13 protein-coding genes are annotated in these 17909 nt (G+C 61.3%); 3 read left to right on the forward strand and 10 right to left on the reverse strand.

The genetic code is table 11. The annotated features are described in order from the left end of the window. Positions 1-10 precede the first annotated feature (10 nt). Together dacB and ACOWVD_RS12875 are read right to left on the reverse strand one after the other, a co-directional pair. The gene (gene dacB, locus ACOWVD_RS12870; RefSeq protein ID WP_049242764.1) at positions 11-1477 is read right to left on the reverse strand and encodes a D-alanyl-D-alanine carboxypeptidase/D-alanyl-D-alanine endopeptidase; all 1467 of its coding nucleotides are present in this window, start codon (positions 1475-1477) and stop codon (positions 11-13) included. 92 nt (positions 1478-1569) lie between these two features. Next, positions 1570-2727: an MFS transporter gene (locus ACOWVD_RS12875; RefSeq protein WP_421105664.1), complete on the reverse strand. Its 1158-nt coding sequence runs from the start codon at positions 2725-2727 to the stop codon at positions 1570-1572. A 99-nt stretch (positions 2728-2826) separates the two neighbouring features. Here ACOWVD_RS12875 and ACOWVD_RS12880 point away from each other — a divergent pair, with 99 nt between their 5' ends. Further along, positions 2827-3594 (forward strand): AraC family transcriptional regulator, encoded by a 768-nt coding sequence (locus ACOWVD_RS12880; protein WP_197798662.1) that lies wholly within the window; start codon positions 2827-2829, stop codon positions 3592-3594. Positions 3595-3701: 107 nt separating this feature from the next. Here the strand turns inward: ACOWVD_RS12880 and ushA are convergent, their stop codons facing one another. Next, the gene (gene ushA / locus ACOWVD_RS12885; RefSeq protein ID WP_049242769.1) at positions 3702-5354 is read right to left on the reverse strand and encodes a bifunctional UDP-sugar hydrolase/5'-nucleotidase UshA; all 1653 of its coding nucleotides are present in this window, start codon (positions 5352-5354) and stop codon (positions 3702-3704) included. A gap of 178 nt (positions 5355-5532) precedes the next feature. Between ushA and ACOWVD_RS12890 the strand changes: the two genes are divergently transcribed. Then, positions 5533-6753 (forward strand): MFS transporter, encoded by a 1221-nt coding sequence (locus tag ACOWVD_RS12890; protein WP_421105665.1) that lies wholly within the window; start codon positions 5533-5535, stop codon positions 6751-6753. Between the two features lie 245 nt (positions 6754-6998). Next, positions 6999-8690 carry a YbaL family putative K(+) efflux transporter gene (gene ybaL, locus ACOWVD_RS12895; RefSeq protein ID WP_033633981.1) on the forward strand — a complete coding sequence of 564 codons (1692 nt, stop codon included), beginning with the start codon at positions 6999-7001 and terminating at the stop codon, positions 8688-8690. 53 nt (positions 8691-8743) lie between these two features. On the opposite strand, the gene ACOWVD_RS12900 is transcribed toward ybaL, so the two are convergent. The 7 genes from ACOWVD_RS12900 to htpG form a co-directional block, all read right to left on the reverse strand. Then, complete coding sequence (locus ACOWVD_RS12900) at positions 8744-10048, reverse strand: inosine/guanosine kinase (RefSeq protein ID WP_004940249.1); 1305 nt, start codon at positions 10046-10048, stop codon at positions 8744-8746. A gap of 90 nt (positions 10049-10138) precedes the next feature. Next, complete coding sequence (hemH, locus tag ACOWVD_RS12905; protein ID WP_004940253.1) at positions 10139-11101, reverse strand: ferrochelatase; 963 nt, start codon at positions 11099-11101, stop codon at positions 10139-10141. Between the two features lie 119 nt (positions 11102-11220). Then, the gene (locus ACOWVD_RS12910) at positions 11221-12384 is read right to left on the reverse strand and encodes a glycerate kinase (RefSeq protein WP_049242772.1); all 1164 of its coding nucleotides are present in this window, start codon (positions 12382-12384) and stop codon (positions 11221-11223) included. A 9-nt stretch (positions 12385-12393) separates the two neighbouring features. Next, the gene (locus ACOWVD_RS12915) at positions 12394-13659 is read right to left on the reverse strand and encodes a GntP family permease (protein ID WP_016928831.1); all 1266 of its coding nucleotides are present in this window, start codon (positions 13657-13659) and stop codon (positions 12394-12396) included. 119 nt (positions 13660-13778) lie between these two features. Continuing rightward, positions 13779-14912: a sugar diacid recognition domain-containing protein gene (locus tag ACOWVD_RS12920; RefSeq protein ID WP_021504663.1), complete on the reverse strand. Its 1134-nt coding sequence runs from the start codon at positions 14910-14912 to the stop codon at positions 13779-13781. Between the two features lie 166 nt (positions 14913-15078). Continuing rightward, the gene (adk, locus tag ACOWVD_RS12925) at positions 15079-15723 is read right to left on the reverse strand and encodes an adenylate kinase (protein ID WP_004940261.1); all 645 of its coding nucleotides are present in this window, start codon (positions 15721-15723) and stop codon (positions 15079-15081) included. A gap of 202 nt (positions 15724-15925) precedes the next feature. Then, positions 15926-17791 (reverse strand): molecular chaperone HtpG, encoded by a 1866-nt coding sequence (htpG, locus tag ACOWVD_RS12930; protein WP_004940262.1) that lies wholly within the window; start codon positions 17789-17791, stop codon positions 15926-15928. Positions 17792-17909 lie beyond the last annotated feature (118 nt).

Genomic DNA, 17909 nt, shown 5'->3' on the forward strand with positions numbered 1-17909 from the left:
CGCCGCGCGCTCAGCGGCACGCCACCGTGGCGTCACAGGCCGCCAGCGTCTCCACCAGGCGGTCCTCCAGCGCCTTCACCTGCGCGCCGGGCACCAGATAGTTATTGCTGATGATGGCGAATGCCAGCGGCCGCCCGGTCGCCGAATCGACATAGCCGCTGAGCGACGATACACCGGTCATGGAACCGCTCTTGGCGTGGGCGCGCCCCGCCGCCGCGCTGTTCACCATGCGGCTTTGCAGCGTGCCGCCCACCAGCAACCCCGGCTCGCCCGCGACGGGCAAGGCGTGATACCAGTCGGCGAACCACGGCTGTTTTCTGGCCGCCAGCAGCAGCGTCGTCAGCTGTTGCGGCGTGATCTGGTTCATGCGCGACAGCCCTGAGCCGTCCACCTGGCGATACGCGTCGGCCGCGACGCCCTGGCTTTGCACAAATCCGTTTATCGCCTGAAGGCCGGCGGCCCAATCCCCTTTACCCTGCGTCTTGCGGCCCATCGCCTTGGTCAATATCTCGCCGTAGCCGTTATTGGAGACTTTCAGGAAGGTGACGACCAGGCGGGAGAGCGGCGGCGAGGTTTTTTCCGCCAGCAGCTGTGCGCCGGCCGGCGTCACGCCCTCTTCAACCTTGCCGCGCAGGGTGATGCCGTGCGCGCGCAGAGCATGTTGCAATAAAGCGCCGACGACAAGGGACGGTTGATCGACGGTAATCAATCGCGAGCTGGCCTCCGCCTGCGCGGCGATGGTGCCGCTGACCACGATCCGGTTGCTGCCCGGCCGGCGCTCGTACGTCAGCGCGGTGTCACTACCGGTGGTGGTGCGGTTGACCAGCGTCACCGCGTCATTGGCGGGATAGAAGCTCACCCGTCCCGGCGCGCCGGCGCGGGCGCCCGGCCGCACCGCCACCTGCACCACGTTGATATCGCCGCCGGGAGTAAAGGCGTAGTTCAGCGCCGAGATCGGCGCAGCGAAGGCGAAAGGTTCATCGTCCCAGCTCCAACCGGCGCCGAATGGCGTCTGATCGAAGGCGCCGGCATCCAGCAACAACCGCCCCTGTATATGACGGATGCCGCGCTGCGCCAGCGCTGCGGCGAAGGTGTCGAGATCGTCCGGATGCAGCGTCGGGTCACCGCTGCCCTGTAGATAGAGATCCCCTCGCAAGGTGTCGCCGCGCTGCTCGCCGGCGGTCAACAGCCGGGTTTCAAAGCGGTAATCAGCCCCCAGCACGCCGAACGCCGCCAGAGAGGTGAACATCTTCATGTTGGAAGCCGGCGCCAAACGCTGATCCGCGTGCGCCTGATACAGCACGGCGCCGCTCTCGGCATCGCGCACCATCACGCCGCTCGACGCCCCAACCAGCGCCTTGTCTTGGCCGAGGGCCGCCAGCGCCTGGCTGAGGGTTTGTTCGTGACGTTGGCCGGATGACGAACACCCCGCCAGCGCCACGATGGCGGGCAGCAGCCAGCCTGCGGTTTTCAACATGTCATATTCCTGTTTGCGTTATCAAAACCAAATTGTCGCTCAGGCTATCATTGGAAGGCGGCGGTGGCGAGAATGTCCGGCCCGCTTATCATTCAGATACGCTCAGGCATCGTCAAACGACGCTCGTTGTACACCACCCGCCACGCCAACAGCAGCACGCAGAGGCTGCAGAGCGACAGCACGGCGCCCAGGTGCTGCGAAAGCCCAGCCAACACCAAGCCACCGCCGAGCATCAGGTAATACATCAGGCCAAGGATGGCGCCGGCGGTGCCCATGCAGTCTTTATAATGGCGCAGCGCGCGCGCCAGAATATTGGGAATGGCGATGCCGTACGCCATCACCACCAGCATCATCGGCAGAACGAACCACAAGGTCCCTTCCAGCAGCAGTACCAGTAGGCCGCCGATCAGCGATAATCCGCAGGCCAGCATCAACAGTGCGGGGAACAACCAGTGCTTGCCGATCAAAAACGTGTTGATCGCCGCGCCGATACCCACCCCGGCCGCCAACACCAAACCGGTATAACCGAACCACTGCGCCGGCAGCGCCAACGCCGAGAAGTGGAATGGCGCCAGCTGGTAATAGCTGAACATGCAAATATTGAACAACGCCACCAACAGCGCGCTGAGCCAAATATCCCCGTCCTTGACCATCCGTCCCAGCGTGCCGAAAAATGAATTCTTCACCACCTGTTGCGGACGCGTCTCCGGCAGTTGCCAACCGGCATAGCCCAGCAACAGCGCCGCCAACAGCGCCAAACCGCCGAACACCCCCTGATAGCCCCAATAGTGAGTCAGCACTGCGCCGCTCAACACGCCAATCGCCGGGCCGATCGCCATGGCGATCCCCATCACCGAGAACACCCGCGCCAATTCATAACCGTCGAAGCGATCGCGAATCGCCGTTTGCGTCCCGACCGAACCGACCGCCGCGCCAAAGGCGGCCAGCACCCGCGCGGCCAGCAGCACGCTGAAGCTGCCGCTGAACAACGCAACGAGAGAAGCCAGCAGATAGAGCGTCAGCCCGGCCAAAATGGTGGGACGGCGTCCGATGACGTCGCACATCCGCCCCCATACCACCACGCCCAGCGCAAAGGCGAAAAAGTAGCAAGAGAGCGTTTGCGCCGCCATCTCCGCACTGACCCGGAAACCGTGCGCAATATGCGTCAATGCCGGACTGTAGATGGTCTCTACCACCTGGGGAAACATCATCATCGACGTTGCCAACGTCAGCGTCAGTTTACGTTGCATAACAGATCCTGTAGCCAAGAATAGGCTGCACAAGGTAGCATCTGGTCCCAGCGCCGATTACAATATAAAAGACAATAAATTTACAAAATCGGACAGGCTATGGCGTGGCTTCAGGCGCAGGACAGTTTTAATCCGGATACGCTCGACAACAGCGTACTCGGGATCGCCGCCGAACTGGCGCAGCACGACTCGGGCACGCATTGGCATGACAGGGGGCAGTTGCTGTTCTGTCAGCAAGGCAGCATGCGCATCACGCTCAACCAAAGCATCTGTATGCTGCCGCCGGGCAGAGTCGCCTGGATCCCGCCGCAGGTGGCTCACCGCGTTCAGGTCAACGGCGTCGTCGGCTACCGTTCGCTTTATCTCGACGCCGATCGCTATGCCTGTCTGCCTGCGCAGCTTGCCGTACTGACAGCCTCGCCGCTGCTGCGCGAGGTGTTGGAACGCATCGCGTTCGCCGCCTTCGACACCGACTGGCAGCATGGGCCTTACGCCAATATTCTGGCGGTCTGCCTGGACGAGATCGCCGCCGCGCCGCGCGAACTGACGCTGCTGCCGCTGCCCAGCGACCGCCGCCTGCGCCATCTGGCCAATCTGGACATGCTTCCGCCGCTGCACGAGCTATCGCGCTATAGCGGCGCTTCCGAGAAAACCATCAGCCGGATTTTCCGCCGTGAAACCGGTCTCGGTTATCAACAATGGCGCCAGCAATGGCGCCTGATCAAAGCGATAGAGATGCTGGCCGCAGGGCTGAGCCAATCCGACGTCGCCGGTCGGCTGGCGTTTTCCAGCGACAGCGCCTTCGCCACTTTTTTCAAGAATATGGCAGGCTGCCCGCCGAGGGCGTATATGGAGAGAAGAAAGTAAGACGCCGTTTAAAACGGCAACGCTGACAAAAGGCGTTGATTCAGAGGAGAAAAGCGACGGCGGGAACGGCGCCCCGCGACAAGCGAGAGCGCCGTTCCGCGACGCTTCTAGCGATACACGATTTCGCCCTTCGGTTCGTAAGCCGCCGCATCCAGCGGCGAGTGTTTCTCGATGTATTGCTTCAGCACCTCGGCGTCGATAAAGCCGGTGTTGACGTAGCTCGGCAGCCCGTCCAGCTTCGGATAGCCGTCGCCGCCCAGCGCGTTGAAGTTCAGCGTCGCCATGCGGTAAGTTTTATCCGCCTGCAGCGGCTGGCCATTGATCTTCACCTCGCTGACGCCCTTGCCGTCCGCCACTAGGCTGACGTTGGCGAACTGGGCGTAGGCGCCAGAATCCGGCTTCATGTTGGCCACCACCGCCAGGTACTGCTCAACCTCGCTGCCTTTCATATCGACATGCACCAGGGTGTTGCCGAACGGCTGCACCTTGAGCACATTCTTGTAGGTGATATCGCCGCTTTCAATCGAATCGCGCACCCCGCCGCCGCTCATCACGGCGAAGTCGGCGTCGGCGCGCTCCCTCTGCGCGGCCAGCATCACCCGCGCCAGGTTGGTCTGCACGAAGCGCACCTTGCTGCGGTCGCCTTCAAGCTTGCCGTTGACGCTGCCGATTTTCACTTCCAGCTGCGCCTTGCCCTTATCCTGGAACGGCGTCAGCAGCTTCATCATGGCCGGATCTTCCGCAATCTGCCGGGTGTAGTACACCCGCTCGCTGGTGCCGTCCGCTTTCTCCACTTTCTTCTTCAGGTTCACCGGGATCAGCTGATAATGCACCAGCCTCAGCTCGCCATTGCGGAATTCGAAATCGGCGCGCCCCACGTATTTTCCCCACTCGTGCGCCTGCACGATCCAGGTGCCGTTCTGGCGATCCGGCGAGCACGGCGTGCCCGGCACATAATCCGCCTGTTTGCGGTTGTCGCCGGCCATGCACACCGGATCCTGCGAGTGGCCGCCGACGATCATGTCGAGATATCCGGCCGGCAGGCTGCGCGCCATCTCTACGTCGCCCGGCGCGTTAGAGCCGTGTTCGCCGTTGTCATAGTGCCCCATGTGGGTGGCGGCGATAATCACGTCCGGCTTCTCGTCCTTACGCAGTTGCTCCACCACCTGCTTCGCCTCCTGCGCCGGCACGCGGAACTCCATGTCGGTGAAGTACTCCGGGTTGCCTATCTTGGCGGTATCGTCGGTCGTCAGGCCGATCACCGCGATCTTGATGCCCTGCTTGTCGAACAGGGCGTAAGGCTTGAACAGGCGCTGGCCGGTGCTTTTCTGATAAATGTTGGCGGACAGCAGCGGGAAGGTCGCCCACTTCTCCTGCTGGCGCAGCACGCTCAGCGGGTTGTCGAATTCGTGGTTACCGATCGCCATCGCGTCGTAACCCACCAGGTTCATGCCGCGGAAGTCCGGCTCGGCGTCCTGCAGATCCGATTCCGGCACGCCGGTATTGATATCGCCGCCGGACAACAACAGCAGGCTGCCACCCTGCGCCGCCACTTCCTGACGAATGCCGTCCACCAGCGTTTTCTGCGCGCCCAGGCCATATTCGCCGTGATCGTTCTGCCAGAAGTGACCGTGATGATCGTTGGTGTGCAGAATGGTGATGGCGTAGGTCTTATCCTTTTCCCAGGCGCTGGCGGCCCCCGACAGCAACGTCAGGGAAACGGCCAACGCGCATGCGGTGGTTTTCAGCGAAAAACGCATGGCGGATCTCCGTGTATTAAATGGCTTTTATGATGAGGCCGAAATTGTAGCGCGAATTAATAACAGCTGATTTCAATTTTTTGCGATGTGAGTCTGATTATTTCAGATATGGTAAAAATTGAACGTCCTGCCTAAGATGTCATCTCTGTGCTCAACAACTTATCAGGCTAATAATAATATGACCGACAGTAGCCAAAACGCGATACCGCCCGCCAAAGGCAGTGCGGTGAAAGGCACCGCCTTCTCCATCCTTGGCGCCATCAGCGTGTCTCACCTGCTCAACGATATGATCCAGTCGCTGATCCTGGCGATTTACCCGATCCTGCAAGCCGATTTCCACCTCAGCTTCGTGCAGATCGGCATGATTACCCTGACCTATCAGCTAACGGCCTCGCTGCTGCAACCGCTGATCGGCTATTACACCGATAAACACCCGCAGCCTTACTCGCTGCCGATCGGCATGGGCTTTACCCTGTCCGGCCTGCTGCTGCTGTCGGTGGCGAGCACCTTCCCGCTGGTGCTGCTGGCGGCGGCGCTGGTGGGCACCGGCTCATCGGTCTTCCACCCGGAATCCTCGCGCGTGGCGCGCATGGCCTCCGGCGGGCGGCACGGCCTGGCGCAGTCGCTGTTCCAGGTCGGCGGCAACTTCGGCAGCTCGCTCGGCCCGCTGCTGGCGGCGCTGATCATCGCGCCTTACGGCAAGGGCAACGTCGCCTGGTTCTCGCTGGCGGCGCTGCTGGCGATCGTGGTGTTGCTGCAGGTCAGCAAGTGGTATCAACATCAGCATCGGGCAACTAAAGGGCAGCCGAAAAGCCCGTCGCTGCTGAAACCGCTGCCAAAACGTACCGTGGCCTACTCGCTGGGCATCCTGCTGGTGCTGATTTTCTCCAAATACTTCTATCTGGCCAGCATCAGCAGCTATTACACCTTTTATCTGATACATAAGTTCGGTGTTTCGGTGCAGAATGCCCAAATTCACCTGTTCGCCTTTCTGTTTGCGGTAGCAGCAGGCACCATTATCGGCGGGCCTCTTGGCGACAAGATAGGGCGTAAATACGTAATTTGGGGCTCTATTCTCGGTGCTGCACCGTTTACCCTTGTTTTACCCTATGCATCCCTCTATTGGACCGGCATTTTGACGGTGATCATTGGGGTTATTCTCGCCTCGGCGTTCTCCGCCATTCTGGTCTACGCTCAGGAGCTGATCCCCGGTAAAGTGGGCATGGTTTCCGGCTTATTCTTCGGTTTTGCTTTCGGTATGGGCGGGTTAGGTGCGGCAGTTCTTGGTTATGTCGCCGATTTGACCAGTATCGAACTGGTCTACCAAATCTGTGCTTTCCTGCCACTGATCGGCATTATTACCGCGCTACTGCCCAATATGGAGCATAAAGCGCAATAACCCCGCTGCCTGCCCGGATGAAATTATTTATTCATCCGGGTTATCCTACGGATAAATCAATGTTATTTGGTTTATCTGCCACAAAACCCCCTTATTGCCATGCCTTAAGTGAAATCCTCTGCTTTTTTACAAAAAAGGCCAAATTAGCCAAGCAAGCCGCGAACAAATGCAATAAACTAAATGTATCTTTTCGTAACTTTGTTGCGTTTCTCCCGTGCCGCGATGCATAGCCAGAAGGAGTATGGATGCATAATTCAACACCGCTCATCACCACCATCGTCGGAGGGTTAGTACTCGCCTTCCTCCTCGGCATGCTGGCGAACCGCCTGCGCATCTCCCCTCTGGTGGGGTATCTGGCCGCAGGGGTGCTCGCCGGCCCGTTCACCCCCGGTTTCGTCGCCGACACCTCACTGGCGCCGGAACTGGCGGAAATCGGCGTTATCCTGTTGATGTTCGGTGTTGGCCTGCACTTCTCTTTGAAAGACCTCCTCGCAGTAAAATCTATCGCCATTCCCGGCGCCGTGGCGCAGATAGCCGTCGCTACCCTGCTCGGCATGGGGCTGTCCAAGCTGCTCGGCTGGGATCTGATCTCCGGTCTGGTGTTCGGCCTCTGCCTCTCCACCGCCAGCACCGTGGTGCTGCTGCGCGCCCTGGAGGAACGGCAACTGATCGACAGCCAGCGCGGGCAAATCGCCATCGGCTGGCTGATCGTCGAAGATTTGGCGATGGTGCTGACGCTGGTATTGTTGCCGGCCTTCGGCAATATGCTGGGCAATGACAACGCCAGCAGCAGCCAGCTGCTGATGGAGCTGGCACTGACCATCGGTAAAGTCATCGCCTTCATCGCGCTGATGATCGTGGTCGGCCGCCGCCTGGTGCCGTGGATCCTGTCGAAAACCGCCAGCACCGGCTCGCGCGAGCTGTTCACCCTGGCGGTATTGGCGCTGGCGCTCGGCATCGCCTACGGCGCGGTGAAGCTGTTCGACGTTTCCTTTGCGCTGGGCGCCTTCTTCGCCGGCATGGTGCTGAACGAGTCCGAGCTGAGCCACCGCGCAGCGCACGACACACTGCCGCTGCGCGACGCGTTCGCGGTGCTGTTCTTCGTCTCGGTCGGCATGCTGTTCGATCCGATGATCGTGATTAACGAACCGCTGGCGGTGCTGGCGACGCTGGCGATCATCGTGTTCGGCAAATCCGCCGCCGCGTTCCTGCTGGTGAAAATGTTCGGTCACTCCAAGCGCACCGCGCTGACCATTTCCGCCAGCCTGGCACAGATCGGCGAGTTCGCCTTTATTTTGGCGGGCCTCGGCATCGCGCTCGGCATGATGTCGGAGCACGGCCGCAATCTGGTGCTGGCCGGCGCCATTCTGTCCATCATGCTCAACCCGCTGTTGTTCACCCTGCTGGAACGCTATCTGGCCAAAACCGAAACCATCGAAGAGCAAATCCTCGAAGAGGCGGTGGAAGAAGAGAAACAGATCCCGGTGGATATGTGCAATCACGCGCTGGTGGTCGGTTACGGCCGCGTCGGCAGCCTGCTGGGCGGCAAACTGGCCGAGGCGGGCATTCCGCTGGTGGTGATCGAGAACTCCCGCCCGCGGGTGGAAGCGTTGCGCGAACAGGGTATCAAGACGGTGCTGGGCAACGCCGCCAATCCGGAAGTGATGGATCTGGCTAGGCTCGACTGCGCGCGCTGGCTGCTGCTGACCATCCCGAATGGTTACGAGGCCGGCGAGATCGTCGCCTCGGCGCGCACCAAGCGGCCGAATATCGAGATCATCGCCCGCGCCCACTACGACGATGAAGTGGCCTACATCACCGATCGCGGCGCCAATCAGGTGGTCATGGGCGAACGCGAGATCGCCAACAGCATGCTGAACATCCTGCAGCTGGACACCCTGAGCGAAGAAGAAAAAATGGGCGGCTGCCCGATCTGAGGCCCGCGCATAAAAAAAGGTCCGGCATGCCGGACCTTTTCTTTTTCAGCGAGTTAACGCTCCCAGTAGGACTCTTCCAGGCTGTCTTCCCGCTCCGGCAGGCCGCGCGTGAGGCGTGGCGAATGCTGGTTCAACACCTGGTAGCTGACGCGGTTGGCGTATTTGCACACCTGCGCCAGGGAGGAGTAGGTCAGGTAACTGCGCACATGCTTGCTGGAGTTCGGCACGTTGTGGCGGTGATAGCCGTTGGCGGCGATATCGTGCAGCAACGCCGACAGCGCGCCGTCGCCGGCGCCGTTGGTGTTCATGATCTTCTCCGGCCCGCCCATATACGGCGCGATATGCGAATAAACGCGCAGCGGATTTTCACAGTGCTCGCGGCGCATGGCGCGGCTGAACTCGTAGCGGTTGAACTCGGCGATATGCCCCGGCAGCAGCGGGTGCTGGGTCTGGCGCTTATTGGCTTCTTCGGTGTAGCCCGCCATATACAGGCCATTCGGCCCGGCGGTGCACAGCACCAGATCCACCCACTCCAGCGCCATGTCCGAGGCGGTCAGCGGATCGCTCAGCCCGGTCAGCTCCAGCGCTTCGTCTTCGTTCATCGCCAGAATCGTCACATTTTCCTTCAGGAAGTCGCGCCACCACTGCGGGTTGTCGGCAATGACGTACTTGGTGCCCAGGGTCAGCACCACCGGCACATCGTGTTTTTTGGCGTACTCGATCGCCTGCAGGGTAGCGTCCTTTATCGGCTCCCCTTCCTTGCAGCGCACCAGGTAAGAACTCAGCACCAGCGCCGACGCGCCGGCGATCACCTCTTCAGGAATGCTTTCCGGGCGCAGCTGGTTCATCTGGCCGGGGTTGATGGCGAAGGTGCGCTCGCCGCTTTCGCCGATCAGCGTGAAACAGCGGCCGATGGCGCCATCAACGCCCTGCAAATAGTTAAGATCGGTGCGGCTGGAGGTATTGCACAGATAACGGTAGGCGTAGCTGCCGATTTTCACGTTGCTGCACATCACGCCGAGCAGTACCGAACGATCGTCCGCCAGCACCGAATAGTTGTGCATGGTATTGCCGATGGTGCCGCCGGCGAACTGATGGGTGACCAGGTTGTTTTCATTCAGTTCCTGATACAGCGCCTCGGCGACGTCGTCTTCGATCACCAAAGAGTGGCCCAGGCTCAGGCCGTAACGCTGGACAAAAGCATCGTCCACTTTTGCCTCGATATCCACCAGCGTCTGGTCGATGCCGACAATATACGAGGTGCTGATTTCACTTTCGGGCTGGGCCTGCTGCAGAAGCGGATCGCGGGCGCTCACCGGAAAATAGTGTTTGGACTTGCGTTTACCAGGAAATTTCATGTGATTGGCGGTGGTGACGGTTTAACAAGCGGAGAATGTTAACACATCCCCGCCCGATCACGATGCACCTAATAGACAGATTATGGATGATTACAGACGCTGCGCCACCAGCTGCTGCATCATGTCGATATGCGCCGGCTCGTCGTTCAGCGCCGAGATATATTCAAACTTCTCGCCGCCGGCCTTAAGGAAGATCTCGCGATTCTGCTCTTTGATCTCTTCCAGCGTTTCCAGGCAGTCTGCCGAGAAGCCGGGGCAAATCAGTTGAATGTGCTTCACGCCCTGCGCCGGCAACCCCTTCAGGGTTTCATCGGTGTACGGCGTCAGCCACGGCTCGCGGCCGAAGCGCGATTGGTACGTCATCATCACCCGCTCCGGCGCCAGCGGCAGCGTGGCGCTCAGCGCACGCAGCGTATCCTCGCAGCGCTGCGGGTAGTCGTCGCCGAGCCGCGCATAGCGCTTGGGGATGCCGTGGAACGACAACACCAGCCGGTCCGGCTGGCCGTGCTCGGCGAACGAGCGCTCCACGCTTTGCTGCAGCGCGGCGATATAGGCCGGGTGTTCGGCGTAATCGCGAATGAAGGCCACAGAAGGCAAGCGGCGATAGCCTTTCAGCACCCGCGCCACGCCATCCCATACCGCCGCGCTGGTGGAACAGGAATATTGCGGATAGAGCGGCAGCACCACCAGGTTGGTCACGCCCTGCGCCAGCAGCTTGTCGATGGCTTCCGCCAGGCTTGGCGAACCGTAGCTCATGCCCAGCTCCACCGGCGTATTCGGCATGCGCGCCGCCAGCGCCCGCTGTTGGCGGCGGCTGTACACCAGCAGTGGCGAGCCCTCTTCCATCCACACCGACTGATAGAGTTTCGCCACGCGCGGTGAGCGGATCGGCAGGATCGCGCCGTTGAGGATCGGCCACCAAATCAGCGGCGCCGTGTCGACCACGCGATCGTCACTGAGGAATTCCTTCAGATAGCGTTTGACCGCCGACGAGGTCGGCGCATCTGGCGTGCCCAGGTTCACCAGCAATACGCCGTGTTTCTCTTGCTTCATCTCAGTTCCCCTCATTTCCTTTCCGGCCGGCATTCCGTTCTGGGTCGGGATGTCAGCAGCCATTAATGCCGGCTATTGTAACGGAAAAGTCCTGCATCGAAACCGATAACAGCAACAGGCTATGCCTGTGGGCTTCCTCCCTGCGCCAGCTGCCATACCGCCGCCACGTTGCGCGCCGTCACCTGCAGATTGCGATCGGCGTCCGTCAGCGCTTCTTCCAGCGTCACAATGCGATCGAGCACCGAAAACGCCGCATCGATGCCGTGCTGATGCACCACCGAATAATCCGGCGTCAGGCTGCCGGCGATGGCGATCACCGGCACGCCGTGGCGCTTGGCCACCCGCGCCACGCCGATCGGCGTTTTGCCGTGGATCGACTGGCTGTCCAGCCGCCCTTCGCCGGTGATCACCAGATCGGCATCGCGCACCGCCTCATCCAGGCGCAGAGTTTCGGTGACGATCTCGATGCCCGGCCGCAAGCGCGCGCTGAGCATGCCGAGCAGCGCCGCCCCCATGCCACCCGCCGCCCCCGCGCCCGGCTGGGTGAGCACGGCGCGGCCGGTTTCCCGTTCCAGCAGCTCGCCGTAGTGGTGCAGCGCCGCATCGAGCTGCGCCACCATCTCCGGCGTCGCCCCCTTCTGCGGCCCGAACACCGCCGAGGCGCCCTTTTCGCCGCACAGCGGGTTATCGACGTCGCAGGCGGCGGTCACGCTCACCCGTTGCCAGCGCGCGTCCAGCCCGGCGAGATCGAGCTGCGCCAGCTGCGCCAGCGCCGCGCCGCCCACCGGCAGCGGGCGACGATCCTTATCCAGCAACTTCACGCCCAGCGCCTGCATCATCCCGGCGCCGCCGTCGTTAGTGGCGCTGCCGCCGATGCCGAGAATGATCGCCTTCACGCCGCGTTCCAGCGCCGCCAACATCAGTTCACCGGTGCCGTAGCTGGTGGTGATGCGCGGATCGCGCCGATTAGGCGGCGCCAGATGCAGCCCGGAGGCGGCGGCCATTTCAATCACCGCGGTTGCGCCGTCGCCCAGCAGGCCATAGAACCCCTGCACCGGCTCGCCCAGCGGCCCGGTGACCGTCACCTGGACGATCTCGCCGCCGGTGGCCGCCACCATCGACTCCACCGTCCCTTCACCGCCGTCCGCCATCGGCAACTTCACGTAGTGCGCCTGCGGGTAGATTTGGCGGAATCCCCGCTCGATAGCGTCAGCGACGCCGAGCGCGCTCAGGCTCTCTTTGAAAGAATCCGGGGCAATAACCACTTTTTTCAGCGTTTTCATCACTGTTCCTTATCCCGCCAGGTTAAATACGCCAAACATCAGCGCCGAGATTGCCGCGATGGTGAACCCCACCAGCGTCTCATACGGCAGCAGCTTCAGCCGCTCGTGCACCGCCATATTGACGCTGCCGCCGGTGGCGTGGAAGAAGCTGCCGTGCGGCAGGTGATCCAGCACCGTGGCGCCCGCGTGGATCATCGCCGCGCCGGCCAGCCCGCTCACCCCCAATTCCAGCAGCGTGGAGCTGAATACCCCGGAAGCCACGGCGGTGCCGGCGGTGGTCGACGCGGTCGCCATCGACATCAGCGCGCCGGACAGCGGCGCCAGCAACCAGGCCGGCAGCCCGGTGTGCGTTAAGCCGTTAATCAGGACATCCTTCAGCGCCGAGTTGGCGATGATGCCCGCCAATGTGCCGGTGCCGAGCAGCATGATCGCCACCGGCGCCATGCGCGACAGGCCGGAGACCATGAACTGATTGCACTGGCGAATACGCCCCATCAACAGCGCGCCCGCCAAACCGCCGGCCGGCAACGCGATCAGCGGATCGACGGCGATCCCGGCGATCGGCCGCAGCGACAGCAGCAGGATCGCCACCAGCGGCGCGCTGATCGCCGCCGCGAAGCCAGGCCGCGCCCCTTCGGCATGCTGAGTCAGCTCTTCGGCCATCACCCTGCTGCCTTTATCGCTCAGGCGGCGCGCCAGCAGATAGGCCACTACCAGGCCGCACAGCCCCGGCACGATGCCGGCCATCATCACCGAGGTGAGCGGCACGTGGAAATTGTCCGCCGCCGCGATGGTGTTCGGGTTGGGCGACATCACGTTGCCGGCCTTGCCGCCGCCGATCATCGCCAGCAAGATCGCCGCGCGTGAAATACCGGCCTTCTGGGCGATCGACAGGGCGATCGGCGCGACGGTGATCACCGCCACGTCGATAAACACCCCCACCGCCGTCAGGATCAGTGTAGCCACCGCCAGCGCCAGCAGCGCGCGGGTTTCGCCCACCTTACGCACGATGGTTTCGGCGATGGTGTGCGCCGCGCCGGATTCGATCAGCACCCCGGCCAGCACCCCCGCCGCCAGAATGCGCATCACGGCGTTGGTGATGCCCTGCGCCCCACCGATCATCAGCGTCACGGTCTGCACCAGATCGGCGCCGCCGCACAGCCCGCCCGCCAGCGCGCCGGCAATCATGCCGTAAGCCGGCGGCACCTTGCGTAGAATCAGGACGATAGCGACGGCTAACGCCACCAGCGCCCCCAGAGTGGATACGGTTGTCATTGTTGTTTTCTCCGTGATTGATGTGCAGGCCAACATATCGCGCGCGCCCGGTGTTGGCCTGAGGGGAAACAACAAAAAATCGCCGAAGGAACGGCGCGGTATTTGTGGGTTGGCACAATTCAGTCGTGCATCAGCATGCCGATATACAACCGCAGAGCATCGGTTAATTGATTGATTTTCATGCCGGTTATCGCTTCGATGCGCTGCAGGCGATAACGCAGGGTATTGACGTGAATATGCAGCTGCGCGGCGGTCTGCGTCTGATCACAATTCTGCGAAAAATAGTGGCGCAGCGTGCTGCGCAGCACGCCTTTTTCGTCCTGTTCGCCCAGCGTTCGCCAGGGACGCCCCAGCTCTTGCGCGCGCCAATCCTCTCCCAGATCGCACAGCAGCGACGGCAGCGGATAGTCGTGGTAGAACAGCGTGGCGTGACGCAATTTCAGGCGTTGCGCCATCGCCTGGGTGGCGCGCGCCGTCAGGCTGGAGCGGTAGGCGCTTTGCGGATCGTCGTAGAAACCGCCGACGATCAGCCGCACCCGAAAGCGGTGCTTGAGCTGGTTTTGCAGACGCTGCGCCTGTTGGCGCTCCAGCTTCAAACTCCATTCGCCCTGAGCCATGCAGGCCGGGCGCAGCAGGGTCATTTCATTGAAGCCGGTAATGGCGATCAACGCGTCGCGCTGGGTGGCCTCCAGCTCCGCCAACAGCTCGCGCAGCAGGTGCGGCTGCGCCTCTTGCAGTTCGACGATCCACACGATGCGCGCCTGGCGCAGATCCAACCCCAGATACGCCGCCATCGCTTCCAGCGACGCGGTGTTCGGCTGTGGCTGCAGCAGCTGATTCGCCAGCTCTTCCCGGTAGCGTTTTTCCCACTGGTGCTGATCCAGCAGCGCCGCCTGCTCCACCATCATCTCCGCCGCCATCTTGACCAGCTCGGCGTAGGCGCGCACCTCGGCCGGCTCGCCGGAAATGCCGATCACCCCCACTCGCTGATTACGAAAGCTGAACGGCAGGTTGATGCCAGGCCGCACCCCTTTCAGATGCTCGGCGGTGGCGCGATCGATCTCCACCACCCGATTCTCCGCCAACGCCAGCACCGCGCCCTCATGGCGCTGAAACAGACGCTGCGGATTGCCGGAGGCGATGATCACGCCATTGCTGTCCATCACGTTGACGGAATGGCTGATGATGCCCATCGCCCGCTGGACGATCTGGCGCGCGGTGGCTTCCGCCAGAAGAGTGGTTTGTCTGAGCATGCCCGGCTCCCTGCTGAGGGTGAAAACGCAGGCTTGTTATATGCCATTTGGCGCGGGCGATTAACGGGCACGGTTGCAACAAGCCGCCGCGATCACAATTTAACGAGAAAACGGCAAAAAAAAACGCCGGGCCACGGGCCCGGCGTCATGCACGATGCGCTTGCGATCAACCGAGGATGGTCGCCAGCTCTGCGCTCACTTCGGCCACCTTGCGGGTGCCGTCGATTTTGCGGTATTGGGTGTTGCCCGCCGCCGCTTCTTTGCTGTAGTAAGAGATCAGCGGCGCGGTCATCTGATGGTATTCCACCAAACGCTTGCGCACGGTCTCTTCCTGATCGTCCTTGCGCGTGGTCAGCTCTTCGCCGGTCACGTCGTCTTTGCCTTCCACCTGCGGCGGATTGAATTTCACGTGGTATACGCGGCCGGACGGCGCGTGCACGCGGCGACCAACGATGCGGTCAACGATCAGCTCGTCCGGCACGTCGAACTCCAGCACGAAGTCCACGTTGATGCCGGCTTCTTTCATCGCGTCAGCCTGCGGAATGGTGCGTGGGAAACCGTCCAGCAGGAAGCCCTTGCGGCAATCTTCCTGAGCGATGCGCTCCTTGACCAGCGCGATCACCAGCTCATCGGTCACCAGCTTGCCGGCGTCCATGATCTCTTTCGCCTGCTTGCCCAGTTCACTGCCGGCCTTCACGGCTGCGCGCAACATATCACCGGTGGAGATTTGCGGAATGCCGTATTTCTCCATGATGAATTGAGCCTGAGTACCTTTACCAGCGCCCGGAGCGCCCAGCAGAATGATACGCATTGCGTAAATCCCCTTGCTATGTAGTTTTTATAAAATTGCGAAAACGCTCAACGATACCATTTCAGGGGGGGCAGGCTCAAGGCGCGCGAAGGAAATCGATTGCGGAATGTGCAAAAAAGTGGGCAAGCAAAAGACGAGAAAAAGCGGGGAAAAACCGAAAATGCGCCCCTAACGGTGCCGTTAAGGGCGCATATCTTCAAATTTAGGCGGACAGCAACTTATTCATGCGACGGATGAACAGGTTCGGATCCTCCAGCGTGCCGCGTTCAGCCAGCAGCGCCTGATCCAATAACAGGTCGATCCATTCGGCGAAATGTTCGTTATCGCCCACGTCGGATGCGCGTTTGACCAGAGCATGTTCCGGATTAAGCTCGAAAATGTACTTCACTTCCGGCGCCTGCTGACCGGCGGCGGCGAACAGCTTGGCCATCTGAGTGCTCATTTCGTCGGCGTCGGTCACCACGATCGCCGGCGTATCGGTCAGGCGGTGCGTCAGGCGCACATCCTTCACGCGATCGCCCAGCAGGGTTTTCACGCGTTCGATGAACGGTTCCAGTTGCTTCTCGGCGGCCTTCTGCTCTTCGGTTTCATCCGCCAGTTTATCCAGCGCTTCATCCGCCTTGCTGACCGATTGGAACGGCTTGCCGTCGAACTCGGTCAGGTAGCTCATCATCCACTCGTCGATGCGATCGGACAGCAGCAGCACTTCGATGCCTTTCTTGCGGAACAGCTCCAGGTGCGGGCTGCTCTTGGCCGCGGCGTAGCTGTCGGCGGTGATGTAGTAAATCTTCTCCTGCCCTTCCGCCATGCGGCCGACGTACTCTTCCAGCGATACGGTCTGCGCCGAGCTGTCACCGTGGGTAGAGGCGAAGCGCAGCAGTTTGGCGATCGCTTCCTGGTTGCCGTTGTCTTCCGCCGGGCCCTCTTTCAGCACCAGACCGAACTGCTGCCAGAATTTCTGGTAGCCTTCGGCGTCGTCTTTGGCCAGCTTATCCAGCATCTGCAACACGCGCTTGGTCAGCGCGCCGCGCAGGTTTTGCGTCACGCGGCTGTCTTGCAGGATCTCGCGCGATACGTTCAGCGGCAGATCGTTGGAATCGATCAGGCCGCGCACGAAGCGCAGGTAGTTCGGCATGAACTGCTCGGCGTCGTCCATGATGAACACGCGCTGCACGTACAGCTTCAGACCGTGCTTGTGATCGCGGTTCCACATGTCCCACGGCGCCTGCGCCGGGATGTACAGCAGGCTGGTGTATTCCTGCTTGCCCTCTACCCTGTTGTGGCTCCAGCTCAGCGGATCGGTGAAGTCGTGGGCGATGTGTTTGTAGAACTCTTTGTACTCTTCGTCGGTCACGTCAGCCTTACTGCGGGTCCACAGGGCCTGCGCCTTGTTGATCTTCTCCCAGGTGACGGTGTCGTCTTCTTCGTTTTTGCTTTCGATCTCCACCGGCAAGGCGATGTGATCGGAATATTTGCCGATCACCGAACGCAGGCGCCAGGCGTCGAGGTACTCATCTTCGCCTTCGCGCAGATGCAGGGTGATTTCGGTGCCGCGGGTCTCTTTGGTGATGTCGGCGATGGTGTAGTCGCCTTCACCGGCGGACTCCCAGAACACGCCTTCGTCATCGGCGGCGCCGGCGGCGCGGGTGCGCACGGTCACTTTGTCCGCCACGATGAACGCCGAGTAGAAACCGACGCCGAACTGGCCGATCAGCTGGCTGTCTTTCGCCTGATCGGAACCGATGGATTCCAGGAACGCTTTAGTGCCTGACTTGGCGATGGTGCCGAGGTTTTCAATCACTTCTTCGCGGCGCATGCCGATGCCGTTGTCGGCGATGGTCAGGGTGCGCTGCTCTTTATCGAAGGACAAACGTACGCGCAGCTCGCCGTCGCCGGCGTAGAGCTCTGGCGCGGACAGGGCGCGGAAGCGCAGCTTGTCGGCGGCGTCAGAGGCGTTGGAAATCAGCTCGCGCAGGAAAATTTCTTTGTTGGAGTACAGCGAATGGATCATCAAATGAAGCAGCTGTTTTACTTCAGACTGGAACCCGCGGGTTTCTTGACCTTTCATACTCATTGATTACCTCAAAAGACAATGGCTACCAAAATCGAACAATGAGGATCAGATGAGGGTCAGGGTGTTGTTTTTCAAGCGGACGGTGGGATTTTTTTGGCAAAAAACAATGGGG

This window comes from Serratia sp. SA088, assembly GCF_049065515.1.
Lineage (GTDB): Bacteria > Pseudomonadota > Gammaproteobacteria > Enterobacterales > Enterobacteriaceae > Serratia > Serratia nematodiphila.

Excerpts from the sequence above, each read along its gene's own strand:
- dacB (WP_049242764.1), bottom strand. The coding sequence starts at position 1,477 with ATGTTGAAAACCGCAGGCTGGCTGCTGCCCGCCATCGTGGCGCTGGCG.
- ACOWVD_RS12875 (WP_421105664.1), bottom strand. The coding sequence starts at position 2,727 with ATGCAACGTAAACTGACGCTGACGTTGGCAACGTCGATGATGATGTTT.
- ACOWVD_RS12880 (WP_197798662.1), top strand. The coding sequence starts at position 2,827 with ATGGCGTGGCTTCAGGCGCAGGACAGTTTTAATCCGGATACGCTCGAC.
- ushA (WP_049242769.1), bottom strand. The coding sequence starts at position 5,354 with ATGCGTTTTTCGCTGAAAACCACCGCATGCGCGTTGGCCGTTTCCCTG.
- ACOWVD_RS12890 (WP_421105665.1), top strand. The coding sequence starts at position 5,533 with ATGACCGACAGTAGCCAAAACGCGATACCGCCCGCCAAAGGCAGTGCG.
- ybaL (WP_033633981.1), top strand. The coding sequence starts at position 6,999 with ATGCATAATTCAACACCGCTCATCACCACCATCGTCGGAGGGTTAGTA.
- ACOWVD_RS12900 (WP_004940249.1), bottom strand. The coding sequence starts at position 10,048 with ATGAAATTTCCTGGTAAACGCAAGTCCAAACACTATTTTCCGGTGAGC.
- hemH (WP_004940253.1), bottom strand. The coding sequence starts at position 11,101 with ATGAAGCAAGAGAAACACGGCGTATTGCTGGTGAACCTGGGCACGCCA.
- ACOWVD_RS12910 (WP_049242772.1), bottom strand. The coding sequence starts at position 12,384 with ATGAAAACGCTGAAAAAAGTGGTTATTGCCCCGGATTCTTTCAAAGAG.
- ACOWVD_RS12915 (WP_016928831.1), bottom strand. The coding sequence starts at position 13,659 with ATGACAACCGTATCCACTCTGGGGGCGCTGGTGGCGTTAGCCGTCGCT.
- ACOWVD_RS12920 (WP_021504663.1), bottom strand. The coding sequence starts at position 14,912 with ATGCTCAGACAAACCACTCTTCTGGCGGAAGCCACCGCGCGCCAGATC.
- adk (WP_004940261.1), bottom strand. The coding sequence starts at position 15,723 with ATGCGTATCATTCTGCTGGGCGCTCCGGGCGCTGGTAAAGGTACTCAG.
- htpG (WP_004940262.1), bottom strand. The coding sequence starts at position 17,791 with ATGAAAGGTCAAGAAACCCGCGGGTTCCAGTCTGAAGTAAAACAGCTG.